Source organism: Methanococcoides seepicolus (genome assembly GCF_023684405.1).
GTDB lineage: Archaea > Halobacteriota > Methanosarcinia > Methanosarcinales > Methanosarcinaceae > Methanococcoides > Methanococcoides seepicolus.
This window is the reverse complement of record NZ_JAGSOI010000013.1, coordinates 31,870-45,435: the sequence shown is the minus strand read 5'-3', so window position 1 is coordinate 45,435 and position 13,566 is coordinate 31,870. Positions and strand designations below refer to the sequence as shown.

The following is a 13,566-nucleotide window of genomic DNA, read 5'->3' as shown; positions in this document are numbered from 1 at the left end:
ATTTGTTCCAACGATTGTTTGATTTTAGGGTTGCAAATTAATTTTTTGTATTAGAGTTGAATACAGGATTGACGATAATTAGGCTGAATAGTTACGTTTTTGTTTTCAATAAATAGTATTTTTGAACCATCAGGGAACCATCGAGGCTCGGTTGCATTGCCTTCATACAGAAGGCGTTTACTATGTTCTTTTCCTTCAAGAAGGTACAAACTTCCATTTTCATTTATTACCATGGATGAACCATTGGGTTGCCAACTGCCAATCTCTGATTTTGTAAGGGTTGATCCATTAATATTAGATATATACTTATTATAGCTATCATCCGCCGAATATATGGGAAATGTCATTTTTTGTTTGTCGGGACTAAATGAAACAATTCCATGTTTTTCCCCATCGTTATCTGAAATAAAAGCCTGGATAGAATTACCTCTATCATCAGTAACCAACAATGAGCCATCTCTTGTTAAGAAAAAAACCGTCGTAGAGTTATACCATACGAGTTTCCTTGCCTTAGCTCTCAATTCAAAAGAATTAGTTCCATCTATGTTTTCAATCCACAGATTTCCAAGAAAATTATCTGGATCTTCATATTCAAAAGCTACTTTAGTGCTATCTGGACTAAATGTTAAATCTCTGTACCTGACTCCTCCTCCAAGATTGTTTACTGCTTTGGCAAGAGTGGTTTCATTTTGGGAGCCGATTACTCTCATGTCGGTGCCATCAGGATTACAAATAATATAATTACTACCGCCTGCACTCATTCCATGTCCCCATTTTGAAACTCCAAAATATATTTTGTCTCCAGAGGGGATCCATCCTGTGAATGGTGATAAATAATTGCTTTCTTTCTCCGTAATTCCATAATCAATTTTTCCGAATGTTCTATTTTCAATATCTATCAAATAGTGTTTATTAATTCCTTCAAACATTGAAATTGATTTATGTGATTGGACAAGTAAATATTTACCACCCGGACTCCATTCTGCAGGGGATGAACTAAATCCTTCTTCAGCTTGAATCAAATCATTGATTTGGATTGAGCTTATAGATGTGTTGTTTGGGGTTGCTGCTACTAGTGGTACTCCAATCAGAAAAATGAGTAGTAAAGTTATATGGAAAATATGGTTCATTTTAAGCATTCCTTTTGGATTATTACCAATAGACATCAAAACTCCTTCTGTTTTTTTTGTAGCATCCATGCGCCCATCAAGCAGAAAACGAATTGAAAAAACCGAAAAGATGGAATCTGTTTATTTTCAGTTCCATTAGATGCAATTTCACTGGACGCAGTACTTTCATCAACCTGAGTTGAATTGCTCATTTGAATAAGATTGTCGTTTCCAATAATCTGGCTCACAGGCATCTTTTCCCAATCGTCACAGATATTTGTTCCATCTAAAGAGAAAAGATAGTGACTACGGTCATTTCCATTTTCAGAAAAGCGAATGAAACCTACTGTCATCAATTTTTCATCAGGGTTCCATCCGTCTAAAAAGTAGTGCTTTCCCTTTATAGAAGGTGTCAAGCGAGTTAGATTTGTACCATCTGAATTGGTTATAAAAAGCGGAGCTGCAATGTTTTTAGCTTTTTTGAGAGATGGTTCCAGATCTATTTTACCTCCACTAGGGTACAATGCGGATGTAAATGCAATACGATCTCCGCTTGGACTGATTGAAATTTGTTTCCATTCATAGATATCCCATATATGGTGGTTTACCAGTCCAATATTTGCAATAAATGAAATATTTGTGCTGTCAGCATTGATCGAGTAAATTTGATTGTTGTTTTCAAGAAAGAGTATTTTATCTCCTGTAGGGAACCATTGGGGATAAGTTGCATTACCTTCATACAGAAGGCGTTTACTATGTTCTTTTCCTTCCAGAATATACAAATCACCGTTTTTCTCCAGCAGTATGGAAGAGCCATTTGGTTGCCAGTTACCCATATCAGGAGATGGAGAACTACTATTTAATAAATCGGTACCAATTTCTGTTTCCAGTAGGTTAGATCCGTTAATGTTAGCTATATATGTAGGATATGTCTTTGTATACTCTTCACCAAGACTCGATAGCAACGTCATCTTTTGCTTATCTGGACTAAGTGTAAAAATGTTATATTTTTCATTGTCATTCTCTGGTGAAAAGGTTCGGATGGCGTTTCCTTCTTTGTCAGTAACCATCAAGGTTCCTTCTCTCGTTATGAAATAGACTGTTGTAGAGTTATACCAGACAACATTCTTGGATTTTCCCCTTAATTCAAAGGAATTTGTTCCGTCTATGTCTTCAATCCACAGATTTCCAAGACTATTTTCCGAGTCTTCATATTCATAGGATAGTCTGCTGGAATCCGGGCTGAATGCTAATTCCATGTGCTGCTCCCCTCCTCCTAGATCGTTTATTGCTCCAGAAAGGGTGGCTATATTTGGAGAACCGAGTACCCTCACATCAGTACCATCAGGATTGCAAATAGCATAATTAGTACCACCTGTTCCCCTTCCATACCCATTTTTTGAAATCGTGAAATAAATCCTATCGCCAGAGGGAAACCATCCCAGGGATGAGGCGAAGACGACATAATTACTTTCTTCTTCTGTAATCCCATAGTCAATTTCTCCATATGTTTTGTTACCCACATCTATCAGATAGTGTTTGTTAATACTTTCAGACATTGAAATTGGGTTATATGATCTGATAAGCAAGTATTTTCCGTTAGGACTCCACTCTGCGGGATAGGCGAAAAATCCATCTTCAGCTTGAATCAAGTCATTGATTTCGATTATGCTGGTATTATTTGGTATTGCTGACACTAGCGGTGTTCCTAATAAGGAAATCAGTAGACAAACAGTAATAATAGCTGTTTTCATTTTCAGCATTCCTCAACTAAAAAAGATAAGCTCCGGAAAACCCGGAGCAGTTTTACTTTTAGCTTCTTCAAATATCTCCAGACCATAATCAGGAAGGGGCATATCCTCATCATCCTGTGCCCACATAAAGACCACGGGTATATCACTGATTCCCTCTTCCTGCTCACAACGCTCCTCTATTTTCCGGTAGATTTCATCAATTTTAGACTCATTCATTTTTCCCTGATAAGCAGAACCCAGATGCACTTCTATCAATTCATGACCGCAAAGGATGCAGTTTATAGAACTGTCAATTGTATATGACGGCCCCATTTTTATGGAATCATAGCATCCGGAAACCGAATTTTCCCATTCCTGATCAGTTGTATCGGGAAAACTTCCCCTGCTGGTTATGAACAGCGGATGAAGCTTACATTGTTCAAAATAAGAATTAGAGGTATTTGAATCGGTAATCTCATCGGTATTATCAGAGTCATTTAATTCGTCATCAGCAGCACTTGCAAAAGCTACTGACAAAAAGGAAACTAATAATACAAGCATTAAAATTTTTCCAATTACTTTTCTCTTTAGCATTTCATGGCCCCCAATAATTTATTTAGATAGATCCAAAATAAATATTTTTAACATCAAATGTGACTGTGTTTCACAGCATTTGAACTTTCATTTTATGGGCTCTGTAGAAATCCTTTTCTCTAAATTCAACTGAGCCACTATAATTTTTATAATAATAAGTCCCCTGTGATTGATTGCGCAAAATAACGAAAAATTTGGATCAAAAGAGAAGACATTCTCTTTGGAAAAAGGTCAAAACTGTCAAAATTGATCTTCAGAAGACAATATTTACTTCAACATAGTTACAAATTTGTAAAGTGTGGCAAAATGAGAGCCTCTGTCAGGTTCAAGCTTAGATTGAATCGGCTTTATCAATATAATCAAAAGAGACTTCAATAACTCTTTCATTTTTTCTTAGTTCTTCTTTGATTTTCTCTTTGTTTTGGTTCATCCATTTTTCATCTTCAAATACAACGTAACAGTTAATTCTTTTTTTAAGGCAAAGGTTTTGTTTTTCCAGTATAATCAGAAAATCTTCCTCTTCAACAAGTGGATCCCAGATACTGACAATAAAGTGCTTCCCCTTTTTAGTGTCGGTTGATGCCTCAATCCAATTTTCTGCCTGTCTAAGTTTATTTCTTTTATAAGTATAGTTATTTTCATCTATTTCTACATAATAACTGTTTGCAATGTAATCAATATTGTATTCAAGTCTATATTCCATTCCATGGGCAATTCTGTCAACAGTTGCAATTGCTTCCTTCTCTGTCGTGCTATCCGTAAAAGCCACATGTATTCCCCCGATGGAAATGATTTCATCTGCTGGGAACTCATTGGTTAAAGTGTCGGTGTTTACTCCTCCTATGATAACTGCGATACCAATGATAACTGCAATACTAATGCTTAGTAATACAATTATAATTATTTTATTAGTTTGAATTCTATTTTTAATATTGCTATAAAAAGAAAAGGGCATTTAATCCCTCACATATATGTAATTTACAACGCTTCCCCATGCTTCTAAATATTGGCTTCCTTGTCCCATTGGCGACGGGTCATTGATGGCCAAATACGCGGGGTAACCATTGTCCAGATATCCAGTACACACACGTGCATGGCCAGTCACTCCACATTTTAAAGGTCTGCTATGATCAATTTCTGAAACAGCTTCATAATATTGAGGGGATGTATCTTCTTTTGATCCCTTTTTATTTAGCCCATCTGAGCTTTTGTAGTACGTCAGTTGCTCAGCATTAGTGCATCCTCCACCGCTACCATCATCCATTATTCCATATATGTAGTCTTGAGTGTGCTGCACGCCATAATATGCTGCAATCATTTGTGCAGTTGCAGGTGCACAATAGAATACGGTTTCTCCCCCATACAATGGTACGTTGAGAAACTTGCTAGAAGTTTTTGTGTAATCTGGTCTGAATATCTGATTTTTTGCAATATATTCAGAAGTACTGATTCCTTCTTTATTTGCGTTTTTTATCGCTTCAGTGAATTTATCACTATCATTCCATTTTTTTATATTGTCATCTACATCAATATCAGAAATCTGTTCGTAAACTGACCATATACCATTCTCAGTTTCAGTTATTTTTTTATCTGGTACTTTTTCGAGGGTATGCGCATCAACAATAATTCGATGCATTTCACCCCGACTGTCTATAACAACCGACATCGCTCCAATTTTAGGATAGCTGTATAGTACCATCACAGTTGACGAGATTTCACAATTCGGATATTCTTCCATACCAATTTCAATTGATTTCTTCAATGCTTCTTCTACTTTCATGGGTATAGGATTGAACTCAAAGGTGAGCACTGAAGCTCCCAATTTTTTATTTGCTCCCACTTTCATTTTCCCAATTACATTTTCTTCCTTTTTTACTGAGAATAGATAGTATAACTTTGTACCGTTAATGTCATAAAGTTCAAGCGGTTTTGGATCAATTGATGCTCCATTCCACTTTTCAAATCCTGGCGTATTCTCAGCCGTAAAGTACATCATATATGCATTTGCATGTTCTAAAGCTTTTTCTACCGATACACTGTTTTTATCTTCTGGCTGTGCACCCATTGCTGGCACAATTGCACTTATAAGCAACAAAGACACAAGCAGTGTACACAATCCCAATTTTATACTTGGTTTCATTCTTTCTTTTCCTCTTTAGTTCATTTACTCCAGAGGCAAAGCTACGCTTATATAGTGTAAACAGCAAAACCTAACCCTGCCTCCGGGCACGGGGCTTCAGTTATTCCGTCAAGACTGGCTGAACCCCCACTAACATCTTTATGATGTTGCATTATGTTCTAACCAAGTCACATTATAAATATTTTGTGACCACATCGTCCAACTGAAAGAGAACAGTTGGAAGATATGGCTACACCCTTTAAGCAAATCCTTTCTGAGATTTTATTAAATATATCAGGTAATATTTTCTGCAATATCCAATAGCTCCATCTTATCAAGGGAAGAAAGAATAGTAACCCAACTTTGACAGTCAAAATAATATAAGTGTTCTTAGTTATGTTGATTCGACCAAAAATGCAAACAAAACTAAGAACATATGATATAGTTCCAAATAACAATATATCCTTTCCGATTGGAACCATCCTTGCTGTTGAAAAATTCTATGATGTATTGAATTTTAACTTTGTTTTCGGCAAACACAAACAACGTGGAATCGATATCAACAAATTACTGAAGGCTCTTGTGAGCTATAAGCTCACAGATAATTTCAGTATCAAAAAAGCACATGAATGGATTAACCGTGAAGAGGTGCTTGAACTCTTTGATCTCGATACATTCAGCGAAAGAACTCTTTATCGAGTTCTTGAAAACATTGGTTCAAATCGGGAAGAGATCATTTCAGATATCCAGGATAACTTGTTCAAAAGGTATGATTTTGAACATACCAACATCAATATGGATTGGACTAGTGTTGTTCTTCATGGCGACAAAGCTTCACTTGGTAAATATGGTTACAGCCGTGATCACAGGCCAGATAAGAAGCAAATTACTATAGGGATTAGCGAACTCGCTGATCCTATCAATCTTCCTATTGGGATTACTGTAGAGAAAGGTAACCTGAATGATCAGACTCATTTTAAGAAGACGTATCATCAAGTAAACAAGAGACTTCGGAAAGGTTCTCTTGTTGTATTTGATAAAGGTGCAAACAGTATAGAAAATACTGGTTTGATTAGAGCCGATGAAATGCAGTACATAACTGCAAAAAAGCTCAATAAAAGCGATGATAAGATCATCGCAGATTTTGATGAATATTCTCCAGAAATCGTTGATACCGAGAATGGAATTTATGGAATCAAGATTACTAAGCTCAATAGTGTGAACTATCTTTACTTCTCAGAGAAACTTCAAAAAGAACAACTAGAATCAAAGGGAAGAAAAGTTCTAAGACAAATTCATGAAGCTAAAGAACTACAGGACATAATTGACAGGAAAAAGAAGATTCCGAAACGTTTCAGGATCAATAATATACTGATCGATGTAAGTTATTCATTTCAGACGAAACTGATTCAACTCAGTGAACATGAAGCGATTAAACTTCTTGAAGACAAGCTAATCACTGGAAGAGAAGGATTTTTCTGCCTAAAGTCAAGCAAGAATTTGACATTAAAACAGGCACTTATAACGTATCGAAAAAAGGATTCTATTGAGAAGATCTTTCATTCTCTGAAGAACGAGATAGAGATCAAACCATTGAGAGTTTGGACGGATGATAGCATTTATGGTGCGATTATCATTGGGTTTATTGCACAACTGTTCATATCGCTGATGCGATATGAATTTGCAGAATTAAAACATACATCAACAAAATTCATCAAAAAATCCATTTCGAATTTGACAGTTACAGTGGATTCATGGCAGAGAAAATCAAAAAAGTACATTTACGCTAATTTTGATGCGATAAATACTCTGTTTTTAAGGTCAAAATGGGCAATTTCATGACGATTTAAGTGAATTTGTTGAAACTGTCAAATAGGATTTCCTGACAAAAAAAGTGAAATTGGGACGAAATAGAAGATATTCTCTTTAGAAAAGGGTCAAAACTGTCAAACTTGGGTAGTAACATCAATATCTTCATTTTGCCAAGTCAGCTCTTTCATATTCCCCCCAAATACCGGATAGATCATACCTTTCCTGTCATTGACCAAAACATATTCTCTTTCACTTTCAAAATCCGGAATTGAAGGCAAGTCTTTTTCGGAGAGCTTCTCAGCAATACGTATTTCATCATCTCCATTTACATACACTAGAGTGACCTGTTTGTAATGTTGACCCACAAAAGCACTAAACGTGTTATAAAGAAAAGCCGAATATGGTGTATCCTCACTGGAAAAGAACAGCGAATAACTAAATTCATATCCTTCAGGGAGGTATTCAGGAATAAGGATGTCAAAATATACAAGTTGTTTTGCTTCTTCAAGTGTAATTTTTTTTGGTTCAATTTTGAAATCATCTGGTCCCAGTACTTTTACCTGTGCCCTCTTTGGAATCTCAAACTCAAACTCTGAGTCTGGAATCCCGGGATTTAATTTCAGATCCTGAATTTCAATCGTCATATACAGAATTTCACTGCTATCATATAGCTTTTATCTGATGGGCATCCAGGTATCCTTATCAACCCAGATCATCGATCTCCCTTGAAAAGAGCTTTTATTGTTCTCGGAAGGAGTAAGCTCAAGCAAATATGTATTCTTTCCATCTAGATCCTCTGTTCCGAGCAGAGAAGCCGTCTTCCCCTTAGAGTTCCATTCAGAAACTCAGCAAAAATATTCGGCTCAAATAATTTTAACCCATTCAAATCATCAGAAATATCCATTTTAAAAACAGTCTCAGAATCAGAATCATAGATCCACTGGAATTCTCTATCAGAGACCATAATTACTTCCGTATCTTTATCAGGGATTCGAATAGTAGTTTTCATAAGATCAGGTTTTTTCCATATGACTTTCTGTGTTCCCACACCCTGTCCCTGGAAACTTGAATGACTGAACATTGTAAAAGAGTAGTCTTCGAGATCATCCATTTTCACCTGCATATTAGATACAACTTCTTCCGCGCTGGGCTCTTCTCCGCAACCTGAAATAAAAACGGACAGGAGTATCATGAACAAGAGGAGGACTGAATATCTTTTGAATTTACTCTTCATTTGATTACCTTATAGCCTGATCTAAGAAGAAAGGGCTTTTAGCTCTTCAACTGGATTTGGTGGTTGAGCCTCCTTTTGCCGAAATCTAAAAATTTAAGAGGGAGTTCCATTATTAATTTGCACCTTAACCAGATAATAATACAGTATCGCACCTATGAAATTCAGAAAAATAAGAACAAGCGACCATATTAGTTTATCATGATATCCCTTACTGGGAAAATTCTCTGCGTTCCTTTGAAGGCAGTCACATAGCATGAAGAGCCAAAAAACAATAGCTATTGCAATGATTCCCCATAATAGCTTAACTCCTATTTGAATTGTAAAAGCAATTATTGATAAAGCTATAATCCCAAAAACTATCCATTTTGACGAATTCCGGTTCAAATTTATACCCCCTTTTAGTATAGATCAAGTTTCAACCGAATCAGATCTCAATTTTATTAGTTGGCAATATTGTTTTTTAAACAGTTATCCAATATAAATACTTTGTAATCACGTTATCGAACTGAAGCATACCCCCTTGCTTTCGGAATAAGAATGAGCGGTGAAATAAGGTGATGGTTTACAGGCATTAGAATACAACGACACAATTAACATGGAAAGCTGCTATCCTGTAAATCCGATGGTATTATACCATATTGTTTCAATCCAATCCCCATTTATCCGATTCGGATCCATATAGATCATCCCAATATCTAGATACACAACTTTCAAATCCCGGTTCATTGGGAGTGTAGTGGACACCATCAACCGTAACATGATAACTATTCCTAATATTCCTAATAATAAACGTTGATATCAGGTGACTTTCATCGTAGAATTTGATTGAATAACCACAGCTTCTAATCCCTTCTAGGGAAGAATTCTCTGTATATGAAAATCTGGAGATATGCTTTGTCAAAGCACTTATTTCGTCCTTATTACTTATTTCAATTAAATCACCGTTGAATCCATTCCGGATGGACATTTTGGTTATATCGGAATAGCTACCATTTATCATCTCCAGACTACCATTAGCATTAACACTAAGGGTCTTCGGACCTTCTTCAATCCCATTTTTTCCAGATTCATACTGGATATACTGTATGAAACTGACCACCCCAATTACAAAAAAAACTAAAACTAAAATATATCCTATTTTAACCATAAATATCACTTAAGCTCTAATTGTTTTGTTCTACAATCAATATAAAATAGTGATGTTTAAATAAAATAATTGGAGAGACAGTTTTTACCATCTCTCTAACTTGAATTACTCAATATACACCATGTCGTCAACGTAGCCGTCTACCAAGATATAAACATTATTGTTTCCCGCCCCATCATTAACTATGATATAATAATGCGGAGTGACCCATGGAACAGTTTCGACATAGTATCCATGTGTTACTACCCAATGATAACCATAGGTAGGATGATTATCTAAACCAACAATTACAGGTTTGTCAGAGTTAATAAGAGATATTATCTTGTTGTAATCAACATAGTCTTTACTTTCTGCATCGTAGCTGTTGAGGCCATGATCAAATAAAATATCAAAAAGCCCTTGCTCCATTTGTGGCAAAATCGCATCGTTTGGGATGTAGTCGGGAGTTAAAAAAGGAAACAAAGCACTTTGGGATTCGTATTGTGACGGAATAAAAGCATTGTTGTGGTGATCATCAAAATAGTCCAAAGTTATAGCAGCCGCTGTGGGTCCACAATTATAAGTGGTTGTGGCTATCCATTCTTTTAATGAATAATCCAATGATGATCCATAATTGACAGATAGTACGCTTACTCTACTGTCCAAGGTTTTTAGATCAGCAAGTTTTTTATCTTTATCCACACTTTCAACTGCATAAATATATTCAGGAATTACTGCTTCATCTGACCTATCTCCTATTCCTATCTGGAATAATTTTCCCTGCTTGTCTTCCATGTAGGCGAGAGGACCATTGTAGACATATGTCCTGGTACTATCACTAAACGGCGAATTGCTCTCTAACGAAAATTCAGGAACTGAAAGGTCATTTACATTAATTATTATGTAGCCACCATCTTTCATGGAAAATGATACTGCTTCCAAATCACCATTTATGTTGTTCAATGGAATGGGATTAATTAATTTCTTTGACTGGCCCATATTTTTCAGGAATAGTTCACCATATTCTTTTTCGGTACTGAATTCATTTTCCTGCCCCATGGCAACCGGTACAACTGCCATGATTACAACAAACATTGCAATTAGCGTTAGCGTTACAATTCTCATTTCTTTTGTTCTCATTCATTTACCTCTTTGATTTATTTACTTCAGAATATAGTGTAAACTACAAACCTAACCTTGCCTCCGGGCACGGGGTTCAGATATCACTGTAAGATTAAGCTGGACCCCCACTAACATCTTTGCGATGTTGCACTATATCCTAGATGAGAGAGAGTATAAATATAATCTGTCCACATCATCCAACTGTTTTCTTTCAGTTGGATGATATGGACACAAAACTTATATCCTATTTTTTTTACAATATTGTTTGTAAAATGTTGGAGGATATTATATGATCAAAAAAATAGGATTATTGTTAATAGTGATGCTTGTGTCGGTATCTTTTGCCGCAGCTACTTCCAGTCAGGACAACGGATATACCATCGTCCCTGTCAAATCAGACATTACTATCACACCAAGATGGGTTGCTGATACCATCACACAGGGAGAAACAAATTGGCACACTAGAACAGTCAGTTCTTATGCAACTTCCCTTCACATCGACCTGAACTGGGGTGACACAAGCGATTCACTCAGGCTTAGAGTATATGATCCAAACAACCAGCTTATTGGAACATTCTATGACAGTTTCGACGGCAGTATTGACGGAAGGATCAATATTGATATAAGAAACTCCAGCGGAATAGACCTTGGAACCTGGAGATATGAGGTTTACGGATATAGTGTCAGTGGAACGGAAGACTATTATATTTGAAAAATTCTTCAATAGAATATGAACAAATTGTGGATTTTGCTCTTACTGACCATACTTGTTTGTACTCCCACTTTAGCCAGTGCAAACGAATATGAAATAGTCCCACACACCGGTCCTGAAAGGGGGATGTATAGTGGCGGTGGAGCAGAGGACACAATCTCTTTCTGGGAACTTCCTTTTAAGCTTCAACTAATTTATATATCAGGACTGCTGGCGACTTCCGTAACCCTTTACAAGTTCCTGCCTTTGTTGCTCGGAAGAGTAAGACAAAACTGCAAAAACCAAAATCGGGATGAAATTCTTGAATTTATAACCGCTAACCCCGGAAGTACGATATCTGACATTGGAAAACAACTCAAATTGAACAGAGGTACTATTAAATATCATTTAAAAATACTTCATATGTGCAACAAAGTAAAATGTGTAAGGAAAGGAAAAATTGTAATGATTTTTAAGAATTCTTGCAAATTGTCCAACACAGAACAAAAAATTGCATTCTTCCTGCGAAATGACACGGGAAAATCAATTTTGATATCCATTCTTCATAAACCGGGAATGACAAATCAGAATCTCACGCAGACATTTGATCTGGACAAAAGCACCGTGCACTGGCATATTAATGACATGCACAATGAAGGACTTGTATATTTTGAGAACGACGGAAAATACAAAAGATGTTTTATTAATCCGGCGATAGAGGTAGATCTGGAAAACGCCATATCGGAAGTCGAACCTGCCATTTTAGCAAGGTAATCATCTGATCTTGATTTCAGAAGAGCTACACATTCCTGACTCTACTGCTGTTTTTTGCATTTATTCCTCACCCAAACTAAAAACACAATCTTGACAGGTATTCAAGATTGTATATTTTGTATTGTGGAGGATTTCTACAAAGCCTCAATATTCTCAAGCTTATAAGTCAAAAATCGAAATTAGTGATCTTATAAATGATGAAATGACTGAGACCTTACCACTTATTTTATTTAGAAAAGTACTTTCGTTAGAATCTAACCCCTCCTCAGAATCGTTTATGAAGAGAACCGGTATGCTTTCAATTCCTTCATCCATTGCCTTTACTTGAATGAGGTTGTATATATCGTTCAGTTCCTCTTGATTAGATACACTAGTAACGTTGACTATCAAATATCCATTTGAAGAATGGACAGAATATGATTTAATTGGACCAGATGGATATTCAAATATTTTCATTTGCCCAGATATTTTGTTGTTGATTGCCCGCAATTTGCCAGTATAATTTGACAATAAGATGTATTCCATTTTTGGAACTGCACCATATCCAACAATCACATCTGGATCGTATATAGGACTTCCAATAATGGTAGAATCGTTCAAGTTTTGGCCTTCCAACCTTTGAAGTGTGTATACACTCTGTGGCAAATTGGTACTATTTATTAATAAGTAAGACTCCTCGTCATACCAATCTGAAAATCCTACCAATTGCGTATCATCTGTAATTGTAAAAACAACAGGAAACTTGTCAATTTCTGACTCTTTTGCGTGTTCTTTAAGGATCAGGTAGATGCAATCAAAATCATAATTTGAATAATAATCATCTTTTGTTTCAAGTCTTCCATAAAGTTCTATTTGAAAATATCCTTTACTCGGATGGGAACCAAATGTTACTATCGGACCAGATGGATACATATATGGCTCAATTTCTTCAAAAGAATTCTCTCGAATCTCTCTTATTTTGGTTGTGAAAATAGCTAATTGATCTTTATTTTCGATTGCTGGTATATCTCCATAAGTTTTCAGTACATAAGGGTTATAGTGTGTGCTATTTGGATCAGTGAGACCCATAAAAACACTATCAATCGATGACATCGTTTGATTCGTTTCCCCTATGGCTGTGGATGAATAGTAGTTAGAAAGAATATTTGTTTCATTTGCAAAGCAAATTCCAGAGCTTGAAAAGAGAATGAACAAAATTACTAGTATTATTTTATAATTCATTTCACTGCCTCTTGAAAAAATTAAGGCACAT

Annotated in this window: 15 protein-coding genes; 3 read left to right on the top strand and 12 right to left on the bottom strand. The window is 36.0% G+C overall.

Features of this window, described 5'->3' with window-relative positions; translation table 11 throughout:
* Nucleotides 1-50 precede the first annotated feature (50 nt).
* From KDK67_RS04990 to KDK67_RS04970, 5 genes are all read right to left on the bottom strand, one after another.
* Nucleotides 51-1,199 (bottom strand): TolB-like translocation protein, encoded by a 1,149-nt coding sequence (locus KDK67_RS04990; protein ID WP_250867738.1) that lies wholly within the window; start codon nucleotides 1,197-1,199, stop codon nucleotides 51-53.
* Entirely contained in the window at nucleotides 1,166-2,863 is a 1,698-nt protein-coding gene (locus tag KDK67_RS04985; RefSeq protein WP_250867737.1) for a TolB-like translocation protein, read from the bottom strand. Before KDK67_RS04985 ends, KDK67_RS04990 begins: the two co-directional genes overlap by 34 nt.
* A 12-nt stretch (nucleotides 2,864-2,875) precedes the next feature.
* The gene (locus tag KDK67_RS04980) at nucleotides 2,876-3,436 is read right to left on the bottom strand and encodes a hypothetical protein (protein ID WP_250867736.1); all 561 of its coding nucleotides are present in this window, start codon (nucleotides 3,434-3,436) and stop codon (nucleotides 2,876-2,878) included.
* A gap of 331 nt (nucleotides 3,437-3,767) precedes the next feature.
* Nucleotides 3,768-4,391 (bottom strand): UPF0228 family protein, encoded by a 624-nt coding sequence (locus KDK67_RS04975; protein WP_250867735.1) that lies wholly within the window; start codon nucleotides 4,389-4,391, stop codon nucleotides 3,768-3,770.
* Nucleotides 4,392-5,576: a C39 family peptidase gene (locus tag KDK67_RS04970; protein ID WP_250867734.1), complete on the bottom strand. Its 1,185-nt coding sequence runs from the start codon at nucleotides 5,574-5,576 to the stop codon at nucleotides 4,392-4,394.
* Nucleotides 5,577-5,969: 393 nt separating this feature from the next.
* Between KDK67_RS04970 and KDK67_RS04965 the strand changes: the two genes are divergently transcribed.
* Nucleotides 5,970-7,397 carry an IS1634 family transposase gene (locus tag KDK67_RS04965; protein WP_250867733.1) on the top strand — a complete coding sequence of 476 codons (1,428 nt, stop codon included), beginning with the start codon at nucleotides 5,970-5,972 and terminating at the stop codon, nucleotides 7,395-7,397.
* Between the two features lie 104 nt (nucleotides 7,398-7,501).
* Here the strand turns inward: KDK67_RS04965 and KDK67_RS04960 are convergent, their stop codons facing one another.
* The 6 genes from KDK67_RS04960 to KDK67_RS04935 all read right to left on the bottom strand — a co-directional run bounded on the left by KDK67_RS04960 (nucleotide 7,502) and on the right by KDK67_RS04935 (nucleotide 10,867).
* Nucleotides 7,502-8,011, bottom strand: coding sequence for a hypothetical protein (locus KDK67_RS04960; protein ID WP_250867732.1), 510 nt, complete (start codon nucleotides 8,009-8,011; stop codon nucleotides 7,502-7,504).
* A gap of 30 nt (nucleotides 8,012-8,041) precedes the next feature.
* The gene (locus KDK67_RS04955; protein ID WP_250867731.1) at nucleotides 8,042-8,137 is read right to left on the bottom strand and encodes a hypothetical protein; all 96 of its coding nucleotides are present in this window, start codon (nucleotides 8,135-8,137) and stop codon (nucleotides 8,042-8,044) included.
* 17 nt (nucleotides 8,138-8,154) lie between these two features.
* On the bottom strand, nucleotides 8,155-8,601 hold the full coding sequence (locus tag KDK67_RS04950; RefSeq protein ID WP_250867730.1) for a LolA family protein: 447 nt from the start codon (nucleotides 8,599-8,601) through the stop codon (nucleotides 8,155-8,157).
* 93 nt (nucleotides 8,602-8,694) lie between these two features.
* A complete protein-coding gene (locus tag KDK67_RS14270) occupies nucleotides 8,695-8,985 on the bottom strand; it encodes a PLDc N-terminal domain-containing protein (RefSeq protein ID WP_276575067.1) in 291 nt (96 codons plus the stop codon).
* A 259-nt stretch (nucleotides 8,986-9,244) separates the two neighbouring features.
* Entirely contained in the window at nucleotides 9,245-9,748 is a 504-nt protein-coding gene (locus tag KDK67_RS04940) for a hypothetical protein (RefSeq protein ID WP_250867729.1), read from the bottom strand.
* 105 nt (nucleotides 9,749-9,853) lie between these two features.
* A complete protein-coding gene (locus KDK67_RS04935; RefSeq protein ID WP_250867728.1) occupies nucleotides 9,854-10,867 on the bottom strand; it encodes a C39 family peptidase in 1,014 nt (337 codons plus the stop codon).
* Nucleotides 10,868-11,138: 271 nt separating this feature from the next.
* On the opposite strand from KDK67_RS04935, the gene KDK67_RS04930 reads away from it, so the two are divergent.
* Both KDK67_RS04930 and KDK67_RS04925 read left to right on the top strand, forming a co-directional pair.
* Nucleotides 11,139-11,561: a peptidase domain-containing protein gene (locus tag KDK67_RS04930; protein ID WP_250867727.1), complete on the top strand. Its 423-nt coding sequence runs from the start codon at nucleotides 11,139-11,141 to the stop codon at nucleotides 11,559-11,561.
* Nucleotides 11,562-11,579: 18 nt separating this feature from the next.
* The gene (locus tag KDK67_RS04925) at nucleotides 11,580-12,314 is read left to right on the top strand and encodes a winged helix-turn-helix transcriptional regulator (protein WP_250867726.1); all 735 of its coding nucleotides are present in this window, start codon (nucleotides 11,580-11,582) and stop codon (nucleotides 12,312-12,314) included.
* Between the two features lie 159 nt (nucleotides 12,315-12,473).
* Here KDK67_RS04925 and KDK67_RS04920 read toward each other — a convergent pair whose 3' ends face one another.
* Nucleotides 12,474-13,535 (bottom strand): hypothetical protein, encoded by a 1,062-nt coding sequence (locus KDK67_RS04920; protein WP_250867725.1) that lies wholly within the window; start codon nucleotides 13,533-13,535, stop codon nucleotides 12,474-12,476.
* Between the last annotated feature and the right edge of the window lie 31 nt (nucleotides 13,536-13,566).

What these genes read in the sequence shown, in the direction of transcription:
- KDK67_RS04990 (WP_250867738.1), bottom strand. Translation starts at nt 1,199, where the DNA reads ATGGATGCTACAAAAAAAACAGAAGGAGTTTTGATGTCTATTGGTAAT.
- KDK67_RS04985 (WP_250867737.1), bottom strand. Translation starts at nt 2,863, where the DNA reads ATGAAAACAGCTATTATTACTGTTTGTCTACTGATTTCCTTATTAGGA.
- KDK67_RS04980 (WP_250867736.1), bottom strand. Translation starts at nt 3,436, where the DNA reads ATGCTAAAGAGAAAAGTAATTGGAAAAATTTTAATGCTTGTATTATTA.
- KDK67_RS04975 (WP_250867735.1), bottom strand. Translation starts at nt 4,391, where the DNA reads ATGCCCTTTTCTTTTTATAGCAATATTAAAAATAGAATTCAAACTAAT.
- KDK67_RS04970 (WP_250867734.1), bottom strand. Translation starts at nt 5,576, where the DNA reads ATGAAACCAAGTATAAAATTGGGATTGTGTACACTGCTTGTGTCTTTG.
- KDK67_RS04965 (WP_250867733.1), top strand. Translation starts at nt 5,970, where the DNA reads ATGCAAACAAAACTAAGAACATATGATATAGTTCCAAATAACAATATA.
- KDK67_RS04960 (WP_250867732.1), bottom strand. Translation starts at nt 8,011, where the DNA reads ATGACGATTGAAATTCAGGATCTGAAATTAAATCCCGGGATTCCAGAC.
- KDK67_RS04950 (WP_250867730.1), bottom strand. Translation starts at nt 8,601, where the DNA reads ATGAAGAGTAAATTCAAAAGATATTCAGTCCTCCTCTTGTTCATGATA.
- KDK67_RS04940 (WP_250867729.1), bottom strand. Translation starts at nt 9,748, where the DNA reads ATGGTTAAAATAGGATATATTTTAGTTTTAGTTTTTTTTGTAATTGGG.
- KDK67_RS04935 (WP_250867728.1), bottom strand. Translation starts at nt 10,867, where the DNA reads ATGAGAACAAAAGAAATGAGAATTGTAACGCTAACGCTAATTGCAATG.
- KDK67_RS04930 (WP_250867727.1), top strand. Translation starts at nt 11,139, where the DNA reads ATGATCAAAAAAATAGGATTATTGTTAATAGTGATGCTTGTGTCGGTA.
- KDK67_RS04925 (WP_250867726.1), top strand. Translation starts at nt 11,580, where the DNA reads ATGAACAAATTGTGGATTTTGCTCTTACTGACCATACTTGTTTGTACT.
- KDK67_RS04920 (WP_250867725.1), bottom strand. Translation starts at nt 13,535, where the DNA reads ATGAATTATAAAATAATACTAGTAATTTTGTTCATTCTCTTTTCAAGC.